This window comes from Emcibacter nanhaiensis, from assembly GCF_006385175.1.
Lineage (GTDB): Bacteria > Pseudomonadota > Alphaproteobacteria > Sphingomonadales > Emcibacteraceae > Emcibacter > Emcibacter nanhaiensis.
Map to the genome: position 1 here is coordinate 463,521 of NZ_VFIY01000004.1, position 18,836 is coordinate 482,356.

Genomic DNA, 18,836 nt, shown 5'->3' on the forward strand with positions numbered 1-18,836 from the left:
TTGCAATGAGCAACCCTGAAAAAGAAACGCCGACACCGAACAGCCTGAGAAGAACGCTTTTGACCGGCGGCAGTTCGGCGGTTTTGGGGGCAGGGGTCGGGTTCGCTCTTTCTGCCTCGGCCTCTGCGCAAACGCCCGCCATGGACGATGTCGCCCAGGCCCGCATCACCATCGGTGACAATGCGCGCTCCATCCAGGACAAACTGTCCGAGACCGTCTCGGTCAGGGACTTCGGGGCAAGGGGCGACGGCCGTAGCGACGATACCCGGGCGCTGCGGAAGGCGCTGGAACATGCGGCTAAAAACAAGATCATGATTGAACTTGAAGACCGGGACTATCTGGTGTCGGGCCTGCTGCTCTATAGCAAGGAAGCCACCAGCGTCGGCATGGTCTGCAGGGCCGGCAGGGCCCGGATCCAGGTTGCCGACGGCTTGCATGAAAAGCTCATTACCCTCAATGACGCCGAGGACGTGTTGCTGCAAAATATCGAAATTGACGGTAACGACCGCGTGGCCAAAGCGATCGATATCCGCAGCCGCGACGGCGGCGGAAATGTCAGCTTGTCCGGGATCACCGTTCGCGGCATGAAAAAAACCACCCAGTCATCCCAGGCCAGCGGCATTCTGGTCGGTGGTGAATTCGACACCGTCAGTATCCGCAATTGTCTGGTCGACGGCGTCACCCGGGATGGCAAAGGCGATTGCAAAGGGATTGCCGTGACCAATATGTCGGGCCTGGTCGCCATCGATAACTGCCATGTCGCCAATATCCTGGCGCCGCAGGATAATCTGATCGATGCCGACGGCATCGCTGTATTCGGGCGCAGCGATGTCGGTCCCGCCGATGACGATCCCGGGCTCGCTCTCATAGAGAACTGCACCGTCCGCAATGTTTCCGGCCGCTTTATCAAGTCCCAGCTCGGCGGCACGGTCGTCCGCGGCAACCGCTTCATTATTGACGATAATATTGCCCTGATCAGGAATTTCCGCGGCGTCGATTTTCAGCGCGGCCACGGCATCTGCCGGGACAATCTGTTCCTGATGGGGAAATTCAGCGGCGCAGAATCCGGCTGTTATATTGAATTCCAGAATAAAGCCCGGCAGCCGGAAATGTTTTCCATCGCCGAAAACAATAACGTCGTCGCGACACAGCGAATGCCATATTTCAGCATACTGGTTGCCGAGCATGGAAAAAACACCGTGCGCATGACGTCTAATTCCTGCGGCCCGGTCACTTTTGTTATCCGCTGTAGCGGCGCGGCCGGCGACTTTGCAAGCCATCACATCATCGCCCGCGACAATAGTGCGGACGTGACCGCCGCATTTTTCGGCACCATTAAGACCGAGGATTTCGGCGACAGCCTGCTGCTGGAGTTCAGCGACAACCGCAACCTGTCGGCCAAAGGCAACGAAGACCTGGTCTGGTACAAGGCGCCGTTCAGCATCGGCCACAGCTTCCGGTTCGGGCCGAACGCGGGCTATAGCGTGCGCGTTGACTGGTCCTTCGACTTTGACCGTCTGCCGCCCGGCAACAGCTTTGTCACCGGCGAGCAGTTAAATGATAACGCACCGGAGCGCATCGGCCGCCGCTATTCAGTGGTCAGCGACAATGGCAAGCAGACCGTCTGCAGTGACAGCCGGGAATACCGCCGCATCAATAGCGGCCAGTGGCAGAAATGGTTCTGAGGTCCGGCAAGGATTTCCACGCGGCCGGGTCTGACGAGCTGCGCGCCATCCTGGAAGCGGAACCCGGGACCTATGCCGAGGAAGACATCATCCTGGCCCGGGAGGCGATGGCAGCCCATAACAAACGGGTGACCGGCAGATGGATCAAGGCGCTGCGGCTGAAGATTGTCGTAACTCTGGCGATTATTGCGGTGCTGCTGGCGATATATTATTTTCCATAATATATATTATGCGCTTTTCTGGCGACATCCATGTCGCACTGATTTTCACCCTTCTCATGATCCTTGCGACAGCACTGCGGGGCCGGTTTTTCCGGTCCCGTTTACCCTCTATTCAGATTTGCTGAATAGCCTGCCCCTTCAAATTGGGGAGTTTGCTACATGAGTACGAAGCCAGATACCGGGTTGCCCTATCGCAACTTCCGGCACAGCGGACAACAGCTGTTCAACAGCGTTAATACTATACCACAGGAGGCGGCTAAAGATGTTGCCGCCCTGTTCTATAAAATTGCTGAAGAACTGATGGATGTTCACCGAGTCTATGAGCATAGAAAATCCATCAGAGAGGCAACCAGGCGTAGACAATTCGAGTTGCGTCAAATCCCCGTGGAGGTGTCGGAGAAAATGGCCTCCGGGATGTCGTTTGAGGACGCTGTGCAGTTCCTGAATGACTTTAACAACATCCCGCGAGAGACGGTTTATTCCTACTGGCTAAAGCACGTCAAACGGACAGAAGAAACCGCCCGCGAGGTCCGGGACGGTAAGATATTCGACCTGCACCGGCGCGGGGTTTCAACCAGCATAATTGCCGATGATGTCGGCCTGTCCACCCGGCAAGTTCAACGGATCATCCGGGAACAAAAAAAGGTCACCGAGATCCGGCACAGTCAGAACCAACTATGACCGCGGCCACAGTCAGAAACATCTATGTGACCGGCCGCATAGTTATTTCCGGCTATCCTGCAGCGCCCGCATGATGACCTGTTTTTCCATCAGAGGCAGATTTTCGAACTTGTTCTGCCACCTCTCCCGCTTCCGCTTGATCCGTTGCCGGTCGGTAAAGTTTTCACCGAGATACTGGTAGTCATGAAGTTCGAGCGGTTCCGGGTAATTCATCCACAGATATTCGGTCGCCATAGAGCCGCCGCGCGTCATGGCTTCAAAGGTGATATGCCGCCAGCCGTCGAGAAGCTCGCTATAAAGGTCAGAATAATATCCAGAGACCGCCACAGCGCACGGGAGCGCCTTCAGGGCCTCCAAAAGCTCTATGTGCTGCTCCCGGGTGTATTCGTGATTGTAGAGCGGTCCAGAGCGGCGGGTTTCCATCAGATAGGGCGGATCAGCATAGATAAACTCATCCCCGCAAAAATCATATGACCGGAGCCAGGTCACCGCATCACCATTCAGGACCGTTTCCCCGTGCCCTGCCCGCCAGCTGGCACAGACGGCCTTATCTATGTCGATCCCATAAGACACATCTGCCGGGCGCTTCAGGCGCATGATTGCGCCGCCGCCAAGGTGGGTTTCGATATAGACCCGATGTGGTGGGATATTGTTGATTATTTTCTGGTAAACCCCAGATCCATTTTTTCCGCCCGGATATGCCATTCTAGATCCCGCATAGTCATAAACATCTATTGGATCCGGCGAGTATAGCTGAAAATGTCTGTGTCGGCCAGCATAGAAAAAAGCAACTATGCCGGACTCTGACATAGTTGCTTCAGTCTAGGGAGGAAAATATCTATTACCGCTTCCGGGCTTTCACCACGCCGCCGCCCTTTTTGAAGCGATAGCCTTTTTTCAGTGTGCCGTTGGCCTTCAGGCCGACCTTGGAGCGGGTTTTACGACTTGTCTTACGTGCCATTGTCTGTGTGTCCTTTCCATGCTTTGACGCCCTTCTCTACCGAGCGTCCGACGATATAGCCCCCCAGCCCTATCTTGATGATTTCAAGTAGTTGAATTTCAATTTCTTCCGAGATACCGGGCGCAGTAACGCCCAGCCACTTGGCCACAATTAGCGCCGTAAATGTCAACATGGTGATAGGGCGCCAGATCCTCTGCAAAAGGCTTTCGCCCTGTGCCTCGGCAACAATTGTTGCCTTTGCGGCTTCCAGAAGCTTGGAATGATATTCCCAGATTGTCGCCTGAAGGTCCGCCTTTAGCTTCGCCGCCTGGTCTTTGTCGGGTACGGATTTATCCACAATTCCAAAGACCTTGCCGATAGCCTCACCGAGAAAATCTAGCATATTTTGCTCTCCAGCCTGTCCAGGCGCTTTTCGTGCGCTGTAAATTTGTCGGAATGGCTCTTGTGCTTCTGGTCATACTGACCAAGCAGGAAAGCCACGCGCAGCACCGTCAACAGCGTTCCGCTGTTCAGGGCAATGATGATCCCGTCTGCCAATTCCATACTCACACCCATTTTTTATGCCGGGCATACATGAAGCCGGCCCCGACAATGGCCGTTGTGACCATCAGTTTGTTGAGGGAATTGGAAGATTTTTCCACAGCATCGCCGATATCCTCGGCGGCGTCCGTGGTGGCGACGGTGCCGCCGATCCCGAGCGCGGTTCCAAGGGCGAAAAGTCCCCATCCGATAAGAGGCACAACCATTTAAGCCACTCCCTTGTAAAAAAGATGTTTTCCGATTTTCGCGGTCTGCTGTGCGCCGTAACTCCAGTCCGGCGCGGCAATGTAGCTCGCGAAATAGTGTGTGGCCCCGTCCGTAGGATCGGCCAGCTTGCCCGCTATCGCGTTGTCGGCAATCTCCAGGGCAAGTGCAAAGAGCGGGTCAGTTTCATCAACAGATAGAAGTTTGTCATAGTTCGGGTCCTTCGGGTTCCAGCATGAAAACTGATATTTCTTCCGGGCGACTGCGGCGATTGTGGGCCCGCTGTACCATGCAGAGGCGTTGTAACGGTTCATAATCACCGCCGCGACTGCTTCCATACCAGCGCGCCCTTCCCCACGTGCTTCACCCCAGAGAGTTCGAGCAAGAATGTCTTTATCTTTCATCTTCATATAACCCAATGTTCCGACCGCTCCCACCACAGCGAGAGCCAGCCAATTAGAATTTGTCATAGGTAATGGCCACCTGCGCCGACACGTCGAAACGTGTTATCTGAAAGCCGTAACCAGGTGGAAAATACAACTCCCGCTCAATGTGTAGTGTGTCACCAGCTTTGATTAAGGTGTACAAGACGGGGTAAATCTCACCGACCTTCCCCCGTAACTCAACACGCGGGCGGGCGGCGTCTGTCCCGACCGTGCTCAATCCCAGATAACAAGTCCTGAGAACAATTCCATTTAAATTGTCTTCAGGTAAAAAAAGGTTGACAGTTGCGCCAACGGCACTCCCAACAGTGTTGGCTTGATCCTCAACAATTTCGGCGCCGATCTTCCCGATTGATCCGCCATCGTCCGTCAATGGTTGACCAGCGACCGCAGTTGTCCCCGTGATTGTGGTGTTCCCCCCACCGTTCGAACGGCCATCAAGCGGGCGGTCATAGCCCATCAGGAAACCAACCGTCATATCCTCATCATTGGTGTTGACAATGGAAATCTGGTGGAATGGTTCAACCTGCCCGAGTTCGTTCTTAGCCTCGATCCCGAGAGCACGACCGACCGGTACACGACCGCGCCCATAATCGACCTCAAAAAAGCCGTGTGTGCAGTCATACGGGTAGAAGAATGTCGCGCCGCCCTTAACGTCAATTAACTTCACTTCCCCCGGTGCAAGTGTTTCTCTGTACATCCTATTTCCTTGTCATGATTGCCGCCGCGATCAGACCGGCCACAGCGACCCCGGCAAGCAACTTGTTATTGGTGTCCTGTAGTCCGCCCACGGTGCTGTTAAACGCCTGCCCCAGCGCCTCTGAATTGGCCGCAATAGCCTTATCAAAATTGCTCTTTCCATAGTCGAAACCTTTTTCCAGCGCGTCCCCGGTAAACTCCAGAATGGCTTCGGTGGTGTCGTCTGAAAATCCGATGTTCTCGATATGCTGTGTCGAGCCTCCCTGCAAATAGGTGCTGTCCGTCAGGGAGCTATCAATTTCCACAACTGAATTATCAGAATGATCATCGGTAATTTCCAAAGATGAATTATCGGAGTGATCCTCATAGATGTCCGTTACAGAATGATCCTCAAGGTTCGTCTGGGTATTCTGGTAACTGGACGTCTGGGAGGTTGAGGATTTTTGAGTAGAGCCGCCGCACATGGCTTATACTCCCGCCACCATCACCACTTCACCGACCATGAAACCGGCTTTTTGGGCCTGCTTCACCATCCCGGCCCGAGAGGTGAAAAAATAGATTTCATCCAGACCGGCACGGGCGGCAACGCCCTTGAGGTAATCCAGCACCGGCATGGTCAATGCCTGGCGCCTGCCGAGTGAGACCGCCCCGGAAATCCGGAAGGATTTTCCCTCGATCTTCAGCCACAGATATACAGACGGCTTGCCGTCAATATCCACGGCATAGGCCGGGACACCCCGCAAATAGGAAAGATCAGCCTTCGGGTTCTTTTCCGCGATAAGGTCAAGAGCCGTGTCAATCTGGGCACCCTTGAGGGTCCGGTGAGTTATTTTTTGATCAGCCATAGTCCCGCCAATGCTCCTGTAACAATGATCCCGACAACAAGGGCGGTATTATTCCCGCCCTTGCTGAAAAATGATGTGTCCGGTGCGCTGTAGGTGACGTTCCCGGAAACGCCGCCCTTGGCATAACCGCCACTTGCGCCGCCTCCGGTGAAGCCTCCAGCAAGGTCAATACCCGGCAACATCGGTTATTTCCTCAGCAGAAGGCCGAGAAGCGCTGCCGCCCCAAGGGCGATGCTGGCACCAATGGCCCAGGTGGGAAGGCCGGAGTTGGACGCCGCCGCAATGGCCTGCGACTGCTGCACACTCTCCTGGCCCTCAAGATAGTCATGAATGGCCTGTTCCTGCGCCGCCTGTGTGGAGACGGCGCTTTGCAGACCAATCTGCTTTTTGAGCAGTTCGAGGTCCAGATAGGAACGCCCGAAATCATTGACCACAGAGCCCAGATCCTCGCCGAGAATTTCAGAGAACAAACTCATGTTTATCCCCTCCCTTATCGCCAGCCGCCGACCGCCTCAACGATCGTGTTGAACTGCGCATCGGCGGAAAGCTCCACCTCAAGCACATGAGTGGCCTTAACGGCCTTACCGTCCAGAATGACCGCAGCCGGGATCATGTCAGGCGCGCGACCTGTGAACATCTTCTGCGAGACGATGCAGACATCATTGGCCGGAACATAGTCATGTTCCTCATATTCGGCATCCACCAGGTATTTCGGCCCCTCGATAATGACCGCATCATTGCGGCGGTAAACGAAGCTGTCCACTTTGTCAGTGAACATGTGGATGTGGTTAATCTGGCGACCGTCATTGTCGATGTCCAGGAAGCGGGTTCCCGCCACTTCATTGAACTGCTTGTGAACATATGTGATCGGACGAGCAGAAGCAGCCGGAACAGTCGTCGGATGCCAGATGCGGTATCCCTGAATGGATGGTGTCCAGGCACCGGCCAGCCAGTGAACTTTGATTTCAAAGGTGGATACGCCGTCCATGCTCCAGACGGAACTGTCTTCACCGTCACCGGTGGAGCAATCGGCCTCAGCAAAGTGAATATCCAGAATGCCGGTCGTGAAATCATAGCCTTTAGATGCATTGATTTTGAACAGCTGATCCGGAGCAAACTTGCGCTGTACCGTGTTGTTGACCAGCAGTTCCACATAGTCAACGACCGTTGCCATAGTTGCGGCATCACAAAGTACACCATCCTTGGCGATTTCCAGCCGGAGACCGAAATAGGTTCCGCGCTGTTCCACCAGGTCAACATAGCTCACACCGCCAGCGGCGGCGGGCGTGAATGTTTTGAAAAATTTAGATAGCCTGCGCATATCTTAAAAGCCCTTCTTTGCGTCTTTGATAAACGGCAACCTGCGCCCCTGATCCATCAGCACACCAGCGGCGAGAATGCTCACCACTGTCAGGCCGACAAAAACAAAGGGATTGCCCGTGTTGATTTTCATGGTTCCGCCTTAGCTGTTGATTTTTGCCAGAGCCGGTTTAACCGCCAGTTCCACCAGAGCAGCGGCAAGAGCCATGCCGATGGCTGTGTTAGCGATAACGTTCATGTTCAGTTTCATATGTCAGTTCCTTCAGTTAAAAAATTCGCCCCACGCGATATAGAAATTTGAAACTCCCTGAAGATGAACAACAAAAACGGGCCGTGGCAACACCACGACCCGAACTATCCGGATGATCCGGCCCGGAAATTCCGGGTTTTCTGGAATACTCAGAAAAACATTGTTTTTCCGGTCTCGATTTTCCCGAGACGTGACCGGATAAATTCCAGCTTTTGCAGATTTTTCACCCGGTCAATCTGGTCTTTTCCAATAGTCTGACCAACAACCTCAAGGTCTCGCGGCTCCGAAAGCTGCAGGAAGTATTTTACCTCTGCAGCCGACCTAAATTCGGTGCTGACCTGGGCCGGGCGTTGACTCGCTCCTATGATGTTGAAGCCATAGTGGCGGCCAGCCGTCAGAAGCAAGTTGAAACCGTCCAGACCGTCCGGCAATTTTGTCACCGGGAAGGACTGAGACATTTCATCAACTCCTACCGTGATCATTGCCATATCCCCAGTCGCTTCCCGCTGCTTTTTCTGGATATCCCAAAGGATATGAGACATCTTCGAAAGCGCCTCTTGCTGTTTTTTTGGCGCTGCCGGGGGCTGATACCAGACCTTAAAACCGTCACCATATCCCACCTTCACAAGCTCCATAAACTCTTGCAGGCTTGTTGTGTGGGTCATTCCCATTTTTCGGGCGCTTTCGGCCCGAGTATCCAGAAAATCAAAAACTACCACTCGGGGAAGTGGCCTAATAATCTGGTCCATCAGGGTGGATTTACCGGCCCCGCGCTGAGCAAATATACTGACAACATAGCCGTCCATTATGCGGCCTCCTCTTTCTGTTCTTCTGGTTCTTCCGGCTCCTGTTCCGGCTCCGGCTTTTCCGGCGTGACATTCTTCGCCCGGATGGCCCGCAATTCTTCCGAAACACTTTCCCGCTTCATGTTGAAGAACGTGAAGCCGAGCATCATGACAGGGCCGTATTTTGTCGGCGGCGCAATCATCCAGCTAATCGGTGATCCCGGTTCGCTGGCCAGCTTATAGATTTCATCGGCAAGGCCGCGCGCTGTGGCTTCCTCGTGTTGCTGAATGGCCAATGAGGTCAGCTCAATCTTTTGCGGCTCCAGGCGCTTGTTTACGATCCATTGAAGGCCGGAGAAGCAGCCCTTGAAAGTCTCATAAAACTGATCAGGCGTGAGAACGGTCGCCGGTTCAGGTTCCGGCGCCTGGGCAGAATATGCCGCCGCGCTGTCCCGGCCCTCGACTTCCTCCACAGGTGGTTCCGGATTGTCCCCATTATCCCCCATATAGGGAGTTGTGTATTTCCTCTGTAGTTGGTCCTGAAACTCCAGAATTATCAGATTGTTCGGCTGGGGTTTCGGGTTCTCCGGCTGAATTTCCGGAGTTTCCTGTTTCGGGCTTTCCGGCTGTTTCCGGGGAAAGTTCGGGTTTTTCTGGCTTGCTGTCCGGAGTTTCTGACGTATTGGCGCTTTCATGGTCCTGTGTCTCTTGTGATAAAGTAACCCCCCAGGCATTTTCGAAAAGTTCGACATATTCGCGGGCATCCCCGGCTAGTTCGAGTTCGCGGGCGCGCTGCAAGGCCGTTTCCTTGTCGCGGTTCGGGAAATCCCGGAACTGCCCCATCCAGTGACGGCCATTACAATACCGGAGAGATATTTTCCCATCACAAAAACGGCCAATTTCGCCGTTCTTATTCATCCGGACCGCCGCCACTTCACCGCAGTGATTTGGACACGGTGCCAGACCATCAATCGGCTTTCCGCCCGACATGGTCCCTTCAGGCAACGGAATGATATAATCCGTTATCAGATCCTCGGTCATTTGCTTCCTTTCCGTCCCCCTGCCCTAAATGGCTTCATCAACAAAGGCGTAACGATCCAGCGCCCTTGCAATCTTGGTTTTGTGTTCCCGGTCCCATAGAAGGCGCTGCATGGCTTCCTCTATGGCCTTGTCGGCCTCATCAGTGCTGAAAGTCTTTTCCTCATCCAGTGCGCCCCGGAGACGCAATACAACGAGGCTCCGGAGCGTCCCGGCTATATTCGATAACAGCATGTCCTGGAGTACATCGGCCTTTTCGGTGGTTCGCCGGCCGGTCGGCATAAACCGGCCCGGATTGCCGCAATATTCGACGGCCAGACTGTAGAGGGGATGCAGCGGCCAGCGGTAACGATTGCTGTCATTTGTCGGAAGTGTGATCCGCCGATTGTAAAGCGCCTCGGCAATGAGGGACCACATGTTGTCCAGAAATTCTTCCGGGTCTTTGCCGGTGCGGCTCTTAAGCCAGTCCCCGGCCATACGGGCTTCCAGTCGCCACACGTCCCTGTGTTTGATTTCCCCGTCCTCCGGTATCTCCGGCGCGTATCCGTTTTCCATCCAGATATCAATCATCCATGTCTTGCCGGACAGTTCGGTAATCTCCAGTCCCTTATCGTAGACCTGCACTTGGCAAGCCTTCTTTGAGCCTATGGTGAGGGTTTCAAGGCGGCAGTTGCGGGCGACAAAATCCCCGCGCGTTTTGCTTTCCTTCGGGCAGATAACCTGCCGGGCAATTTCCGGGATCATCTCGCCGGTGAAGCTGGGCGCTTCGATATCAAAGGCAAAGTCTACCCTGGACAGCTTGCGCCAGTGGTTGGAATTGATTGTGAACTGTTCCCGCTCCAGTATGTCGAAAACGCGCTTATGCAACGCCTCCAGTCCATATTCCCACAGTCCCGCCGCCGTGGCCCGCCAGTTAACAGCAAAAGACCGTTTCGGGCTTCCGAATTCAAATCGCAGATCAGGGCCGATCAGAACAAATTCCTTACCTCCAGCGGCACCAGTCGGAAGAAGCTGGAAAGCTTCGCCGCCAAACATGAATTCTATGGATGATTTGCGCCGGTCATCGCGCTCTATGGCTTCCGCCTTGGCATCCTTCAGGCGTTGCCACAGGTGGCCGGGCATGACCATATCAAGACTTTCCGCCCACCAGTCAAAATATGCCGCAAGCAGCTTGTAATCCTGCGGCACTTCTGAGTGTTTGATTTCTGGTGGTGTCCGATGGTTCATTGTGTGTCTTATGTAGATCAGACCCCCCCTGTTAGGGGGGCGGGGGGGTCTCTAAGTGCTTGATTTTGCTGAAATGGCCTTTTTCTGCCGGTGAAGGGTCGAAATGATCATTCTGCGGTCACGCATTGCCGCCTGCCCGGCCTCAATCATTTCTTCTACATCAAAGCCCAGAACGGGGGTTTTCTGGTCGATTTTGAAGGTGCTCATGGGGGTTTTCGCTTCACCCTGCACGTGCGCCCATATCTGACCGCCTTCATCAACGGTAAAGGTGACCTGTGCGGTCACCTCTGCCATTGATGTTTTGATTTTGGGAAGGCCATAACGATACTGGCCGTCATCACGGGTGAGGTTACTGGTCATCAGGGTGTCTCAGTTCGTCGATTTCAGCGGTCAGGGCGAGATTTTTTGATGTCAGTTCGCCGATACGATATTCTGCGGAACTAAGGTGTTCACAAACGCTACTCAGTCGGTCAGCAACAATTGTAGCAAGGCGCTTTACTGCCATCGTCCCCGGCCCGTCTTCCGGTGATAAAGTAGCCGCGACGCCTCTTAAAAATAGCAAAAGGTCTTTGTTTGACATTTCCATCACGTTATCCATCATCTCATTAATGAATTCAGGTCTCATAAAATCTTCTCCTAAAATGGGATTTCGTCATCCATATCACCACCAGCCGGTGGCGGGGTGCCGCCGCCTTCCCGCTTATCGAGAAGCTCTAGGCGGCCACCAAACTGGCCGACAATGATTTCTGTGCTGTACCGCTCAATGTCGTTATTGTCGGTCCATTTGCGGGTCCGCAGTTCGCCGGTGATGGCGATTTTGCCACCCTTCTTGCAATAGTTCTGCGCTACACCGGCCAGAGCGTCGGATACAATGGTCACACGGTGCCATTCCGTATGTTCCTTCCGTTCCCCTGTCAGTTTGTCCTTCCAGCTCTTGTTGGTGGCCAGAGACAGGGAGGCGATACGGTGGCCGTCCTGTGTGTGTCTGATTTCTGGATCAGCACCGAGGTTGCCGATCAGGTGTACAATGTTCATGGTGTTATCTTTCTGCTTCGGAGTTTGTGGGAATGTGGGGTTTGGCCTGAAGGCCAGGTGTTTTTTTAGGCTCAAGAGCAGGGCCGAATTCTCGAATAATCGCGGTACCAGTGCCGCCGACAAATGAAAGAAGGTGGACAAAGAGAGAGTGAGTATAACCCCACTCTCTCCCTGCTCCGTCGCCTTCCCTTTGGGCACCACCCCGCCGGGAAATACTTTTAAGGCCGCGCCAGATATCGCGCAGGCCGAAACCGATAAGTGTTAGAAGACAGCCGATCAGGCCGATAGTGAGAAAACTTATTTCCATACCGGGTCTCTCCAGACCTTGCGGAAGCGGGAAACCTTTTTTTTGCCGGCCTCGGTGATTTCGTACTGGTTGTAATATTCGGTAGGCTTCAGGAATTTGCCCGCGATCAGGCGGCGCACAGTGCGCGCGCCGTAAATTCCGAATTCCGGAACCGCGCCCGGAACACCGTCTTCATGGCAAATTCGGATAAAATCGGTTTGCGCCCGTGTCAGGCATGCCTTTTGGGTGTCGGTCAGCCTCATGATGCACCTCCCGGAAGATATTCCGGATAGTCCTCATAGAAACAGCCGGGATAATCCGGCGAAGGTTTCCAGCAATCTGAAGGCGCGGCAGTACAGCCGGACAGGGCGACAGCGAGCAGAACAATAAAAAGGCTCCATGCCAGAGCATAGGTTGACCAAAAAAGACGACACCAATTGACGTCCTCTCTCTTGTTCTCATGCATTTCGTGATCTTGCTTCATGGAATTCCCCTTTCCTACCGTTCTGTTTTCTACCGATGGACTGGCGGGCATTCAGGGCTGGGGGGACATCCAAAAATAACCCGCCGTCCGAACGGTAGTAAGTGCTACGCTGACCGTAGCAATATAAAAATTCATCAGAGATTAAGGAAAGTCAAGTAAAAAATATACGCTGTGCGTAGCACTTATAGCGTATCATTGCTTCAACCCCACGAGAAACAAAGGACGGTAGGCCATGAAAAGAGACCTCGCCTGGTATATGAATGAAGCCAAAAAGAGACACGATATTGGATCTGATAGAAAGTTGGCAGAGGCCCTAAACGTGGCTACAGTCGCACGCTGGAGAAACCCCCACAGACCCGATATCCCAACACCTTCAGTCATGGTAAAGTTGGCAAAAATGGCAGGAATTCCCGAAGAGGTCGCGCTTATTGATCGTGATATCTGGGATGCAGAATTCAGGTCTCCGGAACTCGTACCTACCTACAAGAAAATTCTAAACCATTTCCCGAAATATGCCGCCGCCCTGGTCTTCCTCTCCATGATGTTTATGAGCGACATTGACGGTAATGGTGTCGCAGGTGCCGCCCAGTTCGCGGGATGGGAAAGCTCGCCAATGGCCTTGGCTGCCCTCACTGTAGGCGACATGCAGGCTCCCTCCATATATATTATGCGCCTTTTGGATATCGCTAAACGGCTGTGTTCTGCTACTCACCGATCTCACCTCCTGGTTACACCGCATTAAATTTTAAGAGCCCTGTTACTCTGTTAGGTCTTTCAAGCAACCGCTCCAGGAGATCTTAATATCTCTACTACGAGAGCTATAGGTAGAATAATAAGTATGATTGACTCTATACAAAAACATGCTGTTATAATTTTGTGATATCTCGATTCAAGTAGAGCTTTTGTGTTATTTTTATAATGTCCAAAATTAGATAAAAATAGAGACCATGTTATGGTCGCAAAAGCGATAGTTGAGACAATAACCCCTGCACTCAAAATATATTCTACACTGTCGCGCAATTCGTTTTTGGAAGTATTTACAAGCAACAGGCTTGAAATATAGATTGCAAAGAAGAAAGCAGCTGCGGCATACGGAGCGTAAAACTCTTTAATATCATTGTGATCAAATTCGCTAGCATTTTTGTGACTTATAATTTTGGTATCGTCTTCCGTCGTCGACATTATGTTAGTCCCCGGTTTGTTTCCGAAAGGCAAAACTATAACATACAACCTTTAGTGGTTCATTATGCTTTATATATATTAAAAATATATCTTATAGGGCAGATTGGTCGGCTTAATGCAATCTGGCTGGCTTGATCGTCGGTATCCCGCACCTCGCGGCAGGTAATATTATCCTTTTGCTTACCCTGAATCTCTTCCAGGACTGCCCGCCAAAATCATAAAATTCGCTGTTTTTGTTAATATTTCTTCTGCAACCGGTACTCCGCCCCCGACCCCTATCATCCCCATTTTATTGCCTTTTTTTTGGTTGCAAAAAATTTAGTTAAAATTTTAACTTATTGATTTTAAATAAAAATTTGACTCTTTTGCCCTGCGTGGATATAGTCTGGCCGATTTTTGGGTAGATGAAGGATCCGGACAATAACCGGCAAAAAAGGGGCGGTCGAGTAACTGGCCGCAGGGAGCCCATGATAAAGAAAAACAAAAAGACAGCGATTGGGGATATTACACCGCAGGAAGCCAGGGCCATGGTTCTGGTCCAGAATGTACTGGCGTTGCGCCATCGGCTTTACCGCATGGCCAGCGAAGCAGCACCGGACCATAACCTGAAAAGCTCGGAGCTGGCGCTGATCGTCTCCCTCGGCCGCAACGGCACCCAGTCCATGAGCGACCTGGCCAAGGCGTGTTTTTTCTCGCCGCCCAATGCCACCTATATCGTCTCCTCGCTGGAGAAAAAAGGCCTGGTCAAGCGCGAACGCTCCGACAAATCCAGCCGGGTGGTCTATGTCAACCTGACGCCGGCCGGCGAAGCGGTGTTTGAGACCGCCTTCCCGCAAATCGTTGCAAAGTTCCGCACCTTCTTTGACAAGCGGCTTTCGCTGGAGCAGATGGACTATCTGGAACTGCTGCTGGGCCAGCTGGTGAGCGACTGACCCCCTGCTCCGGGATTGATTTCCGACTGTGAAATAAACATTTAACGACGGTTTTATTATCGGCTATCGTACTATGGTTATGTTTCGTAATCTGGTGAGATAGCTGTTGTGTTGAACCGAAAAACAATTTCCGTCGCCGTCATTGTCCTTGTCGTCCTGTCCGGCCTTTATTTTCTGGTCTGGCGCCCTTCTTCCGCCGCTGACGATATGGTTTATGTGACCGAAGCCCTCGATCGCGGCTCCATCAACCGCAGCATCTATACCTCCGGCACGGTGCAGCCGGTGGTGTCGGTTGATGTCGGCTCCCAGCTGTCCGGCCAGATTACCGCGCTCTACAAGGATTATAATTCCGAGGTCAGGAAGGACGAGATCATCGCCAAGATCGATCCCCGCTCCTTTGCCGCCCGGGTGCGCCAGTCCGAGGCCGATGTGGCGCTGGCCGACGCCAACCTGGAAAAGGCCAAAGCCAGCCTGGTGCAGGAACAGGCCCTGCTCCACCAGGCCGAACTGGCCTTCAGGCGCCAGAAGGAGCTGCTCGGCCGCGGCAACGTCTCACAAAGCGCCTATGACGAGGCGGAAGCCAGTTACAAGACCGCCGAAGCGGCGGTGCTGGTCGCCAGGTCCCAGGTGAAGAATGCCGAGGCGGCGCTGTTGCAGAGCCGGGAAAACCTGGAACAGAACCAGCTTGACCTCGACCGCACCGATATCCGCTCCCCCATTGACGGGGTGGTGATCGACCGGGTCGTCAACGTCGGCCAGACGGTGGCCGCCAGCATGTCGACGCCGGTGCTGTTCACCATCGCCCAGGACCTGCGCGAAATGCAGATCGAGGCCGAAGTGGATGAGGCCGATATCGGCAATATCCGCGACGGCAATATTGTATTCTTCACCGTTGACGCCTTCCCCGACCTCAAGTTCGAGGGCAGTGTCCGGCAGGTGCGCCTGGCGCCGGAAGAATCCCAGAGCGTCGTCACCTATACGGTGATTATTTCCGCCCGCAACGAGGAGCTCAAGCTGCTGCCCGGGATGACCGCCAATGTGAATATTATCACCGGCCAGCGCAAGAATGTGCTCAGGGTCCGCAACCAGGCGCTGCGCTATTCGCCGCGCGATGAAAGCCTGGTGGTGGAGGCGGAGCCCCTCTCCGCCCCGCCGGCCAACGGCAGCCGCTCCGGGCCGCGCCTGCCGGAAGAGCTCAACCTGACCGACGCGCAGCAGGCCGAAATCGATGCGCGCCTGAAGGAGCTGTTTGACAGCAACCGGGACCGTATCATGGGCCCGCCGCCCGGCGCCGCCGAACGGGACGCCATGCGCCAGCGCATGAACAATATCTTCCGTGAAGTGCTGACGCCGGAGCAGTTCGACCTGCTGGAAAAGGAACAGAACAGCCGCGAACGGCCCCGGGACGGCGTGCTTTATACCCGGGACGCGGACGGTCGGCTGGTCCGTTATTCGATCCTGATCGGCATCAGTGACGAGGATTACACCGAAATTATCGGCAACCCGCCCTATCTTTCCGCCGGCACTGAGGTGGTCCTCAGGGAAAAATCTGTCAGGAAAGACTGATGGCCGGACCCGGGACCCCAACAGCCGCATCGCCGCTGATTTCCTGCATGGAGCTGCATCGCCACTACCAGCTCGGCGATTCCGTCGTCCGGGCCCTGGACGGCGTCACCACCTCCATTGACGAAGGCGAATATGTCGCCATCATGGGCGCTTCGGGCTCCGGCAAATCGACCTTCATGAATATGATCGGCATGCTCGATGTGCCGGATTCAGGAGAGCTCTCCATTGACGGCCGCCGGGTCGGTGAGCTCACGTCCGACGAACTGGCCCGGCTCAGGAATGAACGGATCGGTTTCGTCTTCCAGCAGTTCAACCTGCTGTCCCGGGCGACGGCGCTGGACAATGTCAAACTGCCGCTGCTCTATTCGCCGATGGCCTCGTCCGAGATGACGCCCCGGGCGATGGAATGCCTGCGTCTGGTGGGGCTGGAAGAGCGGGCCGGCCACCTGCCCTCGCAGCTGTCCGGCGGCCAGCAGCAGCGGGTCGCCATCGCCCGGGCGCTGGCCAACCGGCCGAAAATCCTCCTCGCCGATGAACCGACCGGGGCGCTCGACAGCAAGACCTCGCGCGATATCATGGAGCTGTTCACCAGACTGAACGACCAGGGGATTACGGTGATTATCGTGACCCATGAGCAGGAGGTGGCCGATTACGCCCGGCGCCAGCTGGTGTTCCGGGACGGCAAAATCATCCACGACAGCGCAGCAGAGGGAGAAGCGGCATGAGGCTTGCCACCAGCGTCACCATCGCCCTCAACGCGCTCAGGCTCAATGCCCTGCGCAGCTTCCTGACCATGCTCGGCATTATCATCGGTGTTGCCGCCGTAATCGTCATGGTGTCCATCAGCAACGGCGCCCAGCAGCAGGTCGAAGCGGTGATCAACAGCCTCGGCACCAATATCCTGATGGTGCGTCCCGGGGCCGGTTTCATGGGCCGGCGCAGCGCCGGTGCCGGCACCGACAAACCCTTTTCCGAAAAGGATTTCGAAACTCTGCAGAAGGAAGTAGAGGATGTCTATGCCATGACCGGCTCGCTGACCGCGTCCGCCCCGGTGATCAGCGGCAATATCAATTGGCTGACCAGCATCCAGGGCGGCCATGTGGGCTACCTGAAAACCATGGACTGGGAACTGGCCAGCGGTCGCAACTATACCGACCAGGAAGTGCGCTCGGCGGCCAAGGTCGCCATTCTCGGCCAGACTGTGGTCGAGGAACTGTTCGGTGATGCCGACCCGCTGGGCCAGCGCATCCGCATCAAGAAAATCCCCTTCACCGTGATCGGGGTATTGCAGGAAAAGGGCCAGAATGCCTTCGGCCGCGACCAGGACGATATTGTGATCATCCCTATCTCAACGGCCCGCAAGCGCATCGCCGGACGGGACGAAACGGTGCCCGACCAGGTGCCGTCCATCACCATCAAGATGGAAGACTGGGTTGACCTGGACGCCGCCAAAACCCGGGTCGAGGACATCCTGCGGGAACGGCGCAAGATCAAGGCCGGTGATGCCGATGATTTCGGCGTGCACAACCTGTCGGAAATGGTCAAGGCCCGCACCTCGACGGAAACCACCCTGTCGGTCCTGCTGGCGGCGACAGCGGCCATCTCCCTGATAGTCGGCGGCATCGGCATCATGAATATCATGCTGGTCTCGGTGACTGAACGCACCCGGGAAATCGGCCTCCGGCTCAGCGTCGGGGCGCGCAAGCGGGATATCCTGCAGCAGTTTCTGGTCGAGGGCATCACCCTGTGCCTGATCGGCGGCCTGATCGGCATCGTCATTGGCGTCGGCGCTACGGTGATGATCAGCCAGATCGGCAACTGGCCCATCGTCATCGGCCCGTCCGTGATCCTGCTGGCCATCGGCGCGGCAGCCGCGGTCGGGATTTTCTTCGGCTATTACCCGGCGCACAAGGCCGCCAATCTCAATCCGATTGATGCCCTGCGCTACGAATAAGCTCCCTCACCTGTGACACCGTAAAGGGCTTCCAGTCCCGGGGCAGGCGTCCGGCAACAGCGTCACCGTCACCGATCTCAAAAGCGAGCACGGTCTGCAGGCTGTGGGACAGTATGGCATAGGCGCCGTCCCTGCGGCCGGACAGGAAGATCAGATAGTCTTTGTCAGCCGACGGATAAAAGGCCATGGTCTGGCCCGGCATATGGATATCCAGGATCTCCGGCGCACTGCCTTTGACAAGCTCCTTCACCTTGAAGGCGACCTGCATGGGAGAGTCGGTCGGCGAGGCGGAAAACTGGCGGTCCAGCGGTCGGGCGATCGCAATGACCGGCGCCGTCTTGACGGCGTCCTCCAGAGACCCGCTGAAAACTGTGAACTGCTTGCCGGTAAGGGAAATTTGTGAAAAGGCACTCCCCGGCAAAAGTCCGGGAAGTGCAGTTAAGAACAAGAGTGGGAAAAACAGCTTTTTGATAAGTGAAGAAGAAACCATTTTTCCCC

At 54.8% G+C, this 18,836-nt stretch carries 32 protein-coding genes; 8 read left to right on the forward strand and 24 right to left on the reverse strand.

Features of this window, described 5'->3' with window-relative positions; genetic code table 11:
• Positions 1-5 precede the first annotated feature (5 nt).
• The 3 genes from FIV46_RS02605 to FIV46_RS02615 all read left to right on the forward strand — a co-directional run bounded on the left by FIV46_RS02605 (position 6) and on the right by FIV46_RS02615 (position 2,587).
• A complete protein-coding gene (locus tag FIV46_RS02605; protein ID WP_139938238.1) occupies positions 6-1,685 on the forward strand; it encodes a glycosyl hydrolase family 28-related protein in 1,680 nt (559 codons plus the stop codon).
• On the forward strand, positions 1,676-1,906 hold the full coding sequence (locus FIV46_RS02610; protein WP_139938239.1) for a hypothetical protein: 231 nt from the start codon (positions 1,676-1,678) through the stop codon (positions 1,904-1,906). The genes FIV46_RS02605 and FIV46_RS02610 overlap by 10 nt, the downstream gene beginning before the upstream one ends.
• 159 nt (positions 1,907-2,065) lie before the next feature.
• Complete coding sequence (locus FIV46_RS02615) at positions 2,066-2,587, forward strand: hypothetical protein (protein WP_139938240.1); 522 nt, start codon at positions 2,066-2,068, stop codon at positions 2,585-2,587.
• Between the two features lie 42 nt (positions 2,588-2,629).
• Here FIV46_RS02615 and FIV46_RS02620 read toward each other — a convergent pair whose 3' ends face one another.
• From FIV46_RS02620 to FIV46_RS02715, 22 genes are all read right to left on the reverse strand, one after another.
• Positions 2,630-3,292 (reverse strand): DNA adenine methylase, encoded by a 663-nt coding sequence (locus tag FIV46_RS02620; RefSeq protein ID WP_139938241.1) that lies wholly within the window; start codon positions 3,290-3,292, stop codon positions 2,630-2,632.
• A 245-nt stretch (positions 3,293-3,537) separates the two neighbouring features.
• On the reverse strand, positions 3,538-3,930 hold the full coding sequence (locus tag FIV46_RS02625; protein WP_139938242.1) for a 3TM-type holin: 393 nt from the start codon (positions 3,928-3,930) through the stop codon (positions 3,538-3,540).
• Positions 3,924-4,091 (reverse strand): hypothetical protein, encoded by a 168-nt coding sequence (locus FIV46_RS18025; RefSeq protein ID WP_181163024.1) that lies wholly within the window; start codon positions 4,089-4,091, stop codon positions 3,924-3,926. Before FIV46_RS18025 ends, FIV46_RS02625 begins: the two co-directional genes overlap by 7 nt.
• Positions 4,092-4,093: 2 nt before the next feature.
• Positions 4,094-4,294, reverse strand: coding sequence for a hypothetical protein (locus FIV46_RS02630; RefSeq protein ID WP_139938243.1), 201 nt, complete (start codon positions 4,292-4,294; stop codon positions 4,094-4,096).
• On the reverse strand, positions 4,295-4,762 hold the full coding sequence (locus FIV46_RS02635) for a cell wall hydrolase (protein WP_219845831.1): 468 nt from the start codon (positions 4,760-4,762) through the stop codon (positions 4,295-4,297).
• Positions 4,749-5,435, reverse strand: a complete 687-nt coding sequence (locus FIV46_RS02640; protein WP_139938245.1) for a hypothetical protein — start codon at positions 5,433-5,435, stop codon at positions 4,749-4,751. The genes FIV46_RS02635 and FIV46_RS02640 overlap by 14 nt, the downstream gene beginning before the upstream one ends.
• A gap of 1 nt (position 5,436) precedes the next feature.
• On the reverse strand, positions 5,437-5,898 hold the full coding sequence (locus FIV46_RS02645) for a hypothetical protein (protein WP_139938246.1): 462 nt from the start codon (positions 5,896-5,898) through the stop codon (positions 5,437-5,439).
• A 3-nt stretch (positions 5,899-5,901) separates the two neighbouring features.
• The gene (locus FIV46_RS02650; RefSeq protein WP_139938247.1) at positions 5,902-6,279 is read right to left on the reverse strand and encodes a hypothetical protein; all 378 of its coding nucleotides are present in this window, start codon (positions 6,277-6,279) and stop codon (positions 5,902-5,904) included.
• Positions 6,261-6,461 (reverse strand): hypothetical protein, encoded by a 201-nt coding sequence (locus tag FIV46_RS02655; protein WP_139938248.1) that lies wholly within the window; start codon positions 6,459-6,461, stop codon positions 6,261-6,263. The genes FIV46_RS02650 and FIV46_RS02655 overlap by 19 nt, the downstream gene beginning before the upstream one ends.
• A gap of 3 nt (positions 6,462-6,464) precedes the next feature.
• Positions 6,465-6,755 carry a hypothetical protein gene (locus FIV46_RS02660; RefSeq protein WP_139938249.1) on the reverse strand — a complete coding sequence of 97 codons (291 nt, stop codon included), beginning with the start codon at positions 6,753-6,755 and terminating at the stop codon, positions 6,465-6,467.
• 133 nt (positions 6,756-6,888) lie between these two features.
• Positions 6,889-7,539, reverse strand: a complete 651-nt coding sequence (locus FIV46_RS18175) for a DUF2673 domain-containing protein (protein ID WP_139938622.1) — start codon at positions 7,537-7,539, stop codon at positions 6,889-6,891.
• A 64-nt stretch (positions 7,540-7,603) separates the two neighbouring features.
• Positions 7,604-7,732: a hypothetical protein gene (locus FIV46_RS18325; RefSeq protein WP_281280506.1), complete on the reverse strand. Its 129-nt coding sequence runs from the start codon at positions 7,730-7,732 to the stop codon at positions 7,604-7,606.
• A gap of 266 nt (positions 7,733-7,998) precedes the next feature.
• Positions 7,999-8,655 carry a hypothetical protein gene (locus FIV46_RS02670; protein WP_139938250.1) on the reverse strand — a complete coding sequence of 219 codons (657 nt, stop codon included), beginning with the start codon at positions 8,653-8,655 and terminating at the stop codon, positions 7,999-8,001.
• The gene (locus FIV46_RS02675) at positions 8,655-9,107 is read right to left on the reverse strand and encodes a hypothetical protein (RefSeq protein ID WP_139938251.1); all 453 of its coding nucleotides are present in this window, start codon (positions 9,105-9,107) and stop codon (positions 8,655-8,657) included. The genes FIV46_RS02670 and FIV46_RS02675 overlap by 1 nt, the downstream gene beginning before the upstream one ends.
• A 22-nt stretch (positions 9,108-9,129) precedes the next feature.
• Complete coding sequence (locus tag FIV46_RS02680) at positions 9,130-9,675, reverse strand: hypothetical protein (protein WP_139938252.1); 546 nt, start codon at positions 9,673-9,675, stop codon at positions 9,130-9,132.
• Between the two features lie 24 nt (positions 9,676-9,699).
• Positions 9,700-10,899, reverse strand: a complete 1,200-nt coding sequence (locus tag FIV46_RS02685) for a hypothetical protein (protein ID WP_139938253.1) — start codon at positions 10,897-10,899, stop codon at positions 9,700-9,702.
• Positions 10,900-10,950: 51 nt separating this feature from the next.
• A complete protein-coding gene (locus FIV46_RS02690) occupies positions 10,951-11,259 on the reverse strand; it encodes a hypothetical protein (protein ID WP_139938254.1) in 309 nt (102 codons plus the stop codon).
• Positions 11,249-11,524, reverse strand: a complete 276-nt coding sequence (locus FIV46_RS02695) for a hypothetical protein (protein WP_139938255.1) — start codon at positions 11,522-11,524, stop codon at positions 11,249-11,251. Before FIV46_RS02695 ends, FIV46_RS02690 begins: the two co-directional genes overlap by 11 nt.
• An 11-nt stretch (positions 11,525-11,535) precedes the next feature.
• Positions 11,536-11,934 carry a single-stranded DNA-binding protein gene (ssb, locus tag FIV46_RS02700; RefSeq protein WP_139938256.1) on the reverse strand — a complete coding sequence of 133 codons (399 nt, stop codon included), beginning with the start codon at positions 11,932-11,934 and terminating at the stop codon, positions 11,536-11,538.
• Between the two features lie 4 nt (positions 11,935-11,938).
• Positions 11,939-12,241 carry a hypothetical protein gene (locus FIV46_RS02705; RefSeq protein WP_139938257.1) on the reverse strand — a complete coding sequence of 101 codons (303 nt, stop codon included), beginning with the start codon at positions 12,239-12,241 and terminating at the stop codon, positions 11,939-11,941.
• Positions 12,232-12,483 carry a hypothetical protein gene (locus FIV46_RS02710; RefSeq protein ID WP_139938258.1) on the reverse strand — a complete coding sequence of 84 codons (252 nt, stop codon included), beginning with the start codon at positions 12,481-12,483 and terminating at the stop codon, positions 12,232-12,234. The genes FIV46_RS02705 and FIV46_RS02710 overlap by 10 nt, the downstream gene beginning before the upstream one ends.
• Positions 12,480-12,704 (reverse strand): hypothetical protein, encoded by a 225-nt coding sequence (locus FIV46_RS02715; protein ID WP_139938259.1) that lies wholly within the window; start codon positions 12,702-12,704, stop codon positions 12,480-12,482. The genes FIV46_RS02710 and FIV46_RS02715 overlap by 4 nt, the downstream gene beginning before the upstream one ends.
• Positions 12,705-12,936: 232 nt before the next feature.
• Here FIV46_RS02715 and FIV46_RS02720 point away from each other — a divergent pair, with 232 nt between their 5' ends.
• Positions 12,937-13,446: a hypothetical protein gene (locus tag FIV46_RS02720; RefSeq protein WP_139938260.1), complete on the forward strand. Its 510-nt coding sequence runs from the start codon at positions 12,937-12,939 to the stop codon at positions 13,444-13,446.
• Positions 13,447-13,478: 32 nt separating this feature from the next.
• Here FIV46_RS02720 and FIV46_RS02725 read toward each other — a convergent pair whose 3' ends face one another.
• The gene (locus FIV46_RS02725; RefSeq protein ID WP_139938261.1) at positions 13,479-13,886 is read right to left on the reverse strand and encodes a hypothetical protein; all 408 of its coding nucleotides are present in this window, start codon (positions 13,884-13,886) and stop codon (positions 13,479-13,481) included.
• 467 nt (positions 13,887-14,353) lie between these two features.
• Between FIV46_RS02725 and FIV46_RS02730 the strand changes: the two genes are divergently transcribed.
• The 4 genes from FIV46_RS02730 to FIV46_RS02745 all read left to right on the forward strand — a co-directional run bounded on the left by FIV46_RS02730 (position 14,354) and on the right by FIV46_RS02745 (position 18,338).
• Positions 14,354-14,818 (forward strand): MarR family winged helix-turn-helix transcriptional regulator, encoded by a 465-nt coding sequence (locus tag FIV46_RS02730; protein ID WP_181163028.1) that lies wholly within the window; start codon positions 14,354-14,356, stop codon positions 14,816-14,818.
• A gap of 111 nt (positions 14,819-14,929) precedes the next feature.
• The gene (locus FIV46_RS02735) at positions 14,930-16,384 is read left to right on the forward strand and encodes an efflux RND transporter periplasmic adaptor subunit (RefSeq protein ID WP_139938263.1); all 1,455 of its coding nucleotides are present in this window, start codon (positions 14,930-14,932) and stop codon (positions 16,382-16,384) included.
• Positions 16,384-17,109: an ABC transporter ATP-binding protein gene (locus FIV46_RS02740; protein WP_139938264.1), complete on the forward strand. Its 726-nt coding sequence runs from the start codon at positions 16,384-16,386 to the stop codon at positions 17,107-17,109. The genes FIV46_RS02735 and FIV46_RS02740 overlap by 1 nt, the downstream gene beginning before the upstream one ends.
• Positions 17,106-18,338 carry an ABC transporter permease gene (locus tag FIV46_RS02745; protein ID WP_139938265.1) on the forward strand — a complete coding sequence of 411 codons (1,233 nt, stop codon included), beginning with the start codon at positions 17,106-17,108 and terminating at the stop codon, positions 18,336-18,338. The genes FIV46_RS02740 and FIV46_RS02745 overlap by 4 nt, the downstream gene beginning before the upstream one ends.
• On the opposite strand, the gene FIV46_RS02750 is transcribed toward FIV46_RS02745, so the two are convergent.
• On the reverse strand, positions 18,307-18,828 hold the full coding sequence (locus FIV46_RS02750; RefSeq protein ID WP_139938266.1) for a hypothetical protein: 522 nt from the start codon (positions 18,826-18,828) through the stop codon (positions 18,307-18,309). The two genes, FIV46_RS02745 and FIV46_RS02750, sit on opposite strands and share 32 nt — an antisense overlap.
• Between the last annotated feature and the right edge of the window lie 8 nt (positions 18,829-18,836).

Excerpts from the sequence above, each read along its gene's own strand:
- FIV46_RS02630 (WP_139938243.1), bottom strand. The coding sequence starts at position 4,294 with ATGGTTGTGCCTCTTATCGGATGGGGACTTTTCGCCCTTGGAACCGCG.
- FIV46_RS02650 (WP_139938247.1), bottom strand. The coding sequence starts at position 6,279 with ATGGCTGATCAAAAAATAACTCACCGGACCCTCAAGGGTGCCCAGATT.
- FIV46_RS18325 (WP_281280506.1), bottom strand. The coding sequence starts at position 7,732 with ATGAAAATCAACACGGGCAATCCCTTTGTTTTTGTCGGCCTGACAGTG.
- FIV46_RS02615 (WP_139938240.1), top strand. The coding sequence starts at position 2,066 with ATGAGTACGAAGCCAGATACCGGGTTGCCCTATCGCAACTTCCGGCAC.
- FIV46_RS02680 (WP_139938252.1), bottom strand. The coding sequence starts at position 9,675 with ATGACCGAGGATCTGATAACGGATTATATCATTCCGTTGCCTGAAGGG.
- FIV46_RS02625 (WP_139938242.1), bottom strand. The coding sequence starts at position 3,930 with ATGCTAGATTTTCTCGGTGAGGCTATCGGCAAGGTCTTTGGAATTGTG.
- FIV46_RS02720 (WP_139938260.1), top strand. The coding sequence starts at position 12,937 with ATGAAAAGAGACCTCGCCTGGTATATGAATGAAGCCAAAAAGAGACAC.
- FIV46_RS02655 (WP_139938248.1), bottom strand. The coding sequence starts at position 6,461 with ATGTTGCCGGGTATTGACCTTGCTGGAGGCTTCACCGGAGGCGGCGCA.
- FIV46_RS02690 (WP_139938254.1), bottom strand. The coding sequence starts at position 11,259 with ATGACCAGTAACCTCACCCGTGATGACGGCCAGTATCGTTATGGCCTT.
- FIV46_RS02605 (WP_139938238.1), top strand. The coding sequence starts at position 6 with ATGAGCAACCCTGAAAAAGAAACGCCGACACCGAACAGCCTGAGAAGA.
- ssb (WP_139938256.1), bottom strand. The coding sequence starts at position 11,934 with ATGAACATTGTACACCTGATCGGCAACCTCGGTGCTGATCCAGAAATC.
- FIV46_RS02750 (WP_139938266.1), bottom strand. The coding sequence starts at position 18,828 with ATGGTTTCTTCTTCACTTATCAAAAAGCTGTTTTTCCCACTCTTGTTC.
- FIV46_RS02730 (WP_181163028.1), top strand. The coding sequence starts at position 14,354 with ATGATAAAGAAAAACAAAAAGACAGCGATTGGGGATATTACACCGCAG.
- FIV46_RS18025 (WP_181163024.1), bottom strand. The coding sequence starts at position 4,091 with ATGGAATTGGCAGACGGGATCATCATTGCCCTGAACAGCGGAACGCTG.
- FIV46_RS02725 (WP_139938261.1), bottom strand. The coding sequence starts at position 13,886 with ATGTCGACGACGGAAGACGATACCAAAATTATAAGTCACAAAAATGCT.
- FIV46_RS02740 (WP_139938264.1), top strand. The coding sequence starts at position 16,384 with ATGGCCGGACCCGGGACCCCAACAGCCGCATCGCCGCTGATTTCCTGC.
- FIV46_RS02695 (WP_139938255.1), bottom strand. The coding sequence starts at position 11,524 with ATGAGACCTGAATTCATTAATGAGATGATGGATAACGTGATGGAAATG.
- FIV46_RS02635 (WP_219845831.1), bottom strand. The coding sequence starts at position 4,762 with ATGACAAATTCTAATTGGCTGGCTCTCGCTGTGGTGGGAGCGGTCGGA.
- FIV46_RS02685 (WP_139938253.1), bottom strand. The coding sequence starts at position 10,899 with ATGAACCATCGGACACCACCAGAAATCAAACACTCAGAAGTGCCGCAG.
- FIV46_RS02710 (WP_139938258.1), bottom strand. The coding sequence starts at position 12,483 with ATGAGGCTGACCGACACCCAAAAGGCATGCCTGACACGGGCGCAAACC.
- FIV46_RS02645 (WP_139938246.1), bottom strand. The coding sequence starts at position 5,898 with ATGTGCGGCGGCTCTACTCAAAAATCCTCAACCTCCCAGACGTCCAGT.
- FIV46_RS18175 (WP_139938622.1), bottom strand. The coding sequence starts at position 7,539 with ATGTTGACCTGGTGGAACAGCGCGGAACCTATTTCGGTCTCCGGCTGG.
- FIV46_RS02640 (WP_139938245.1), bottom strand. The coding sequence starts at position 5,435 with ATGTACAGAGAAACACTTGCACCGGGGGAAGTGAAGTTAATTGACGTT.
- FIV46_RS02705 (WP_139938257.1), bottom strand. The coding sequence starts at position 12,241 with ATGGAAATAAGTTTTCTCACTATCGGCCTGATCGGCTGTCTTCTAACA.
- FIV46_RS02715 (WP_139938259.1), bottom strand. The coding sequence starts at position 12,704 with ATGAAGCAAGATCACGAAATGCATGAGAACAAGAGAGAGGACGTCAAT.
- FIV46_RS02610 (WP_139938239.1), top strand. The coding sequence starts at position 1,676 with ATGGTTCTGAGGTCCGGCAAGGATTTCCACGCGGCCGGGTCTGACGAG.
- FIV46_RS02670 (WP_139938250.1), bottom strand. The coding sequence starts at position 8,655 with ATGGACGGCTATGTTGTCAGTATATTTGCTCAGCGCGGGGCCGGTAAA.
- FIV46_RS02745 (WP_139938265.1), top strand. The coding sequence starts at position 17,106 with ATGAGGCTTGCCACCAGCGTCACCATCGCCCTCAACGCGCTCAGGCTC.
- FIV46_RS02620 (WP_139938241.1), bottom strand. The coding sequence starts at position 3,292 with ATGGCATATCCGGGCGGAAAAAATGGATCTGGGGTTTACCAGAAAATA.
- FIV46_RS02660 (WP_139938249.1), bottom strand. The coding sequence starts at position 6,755 with ATGAGTTTGTTCTCTGAAATTCTCGGCGAGGATCTGGGCTCTGTGGTC.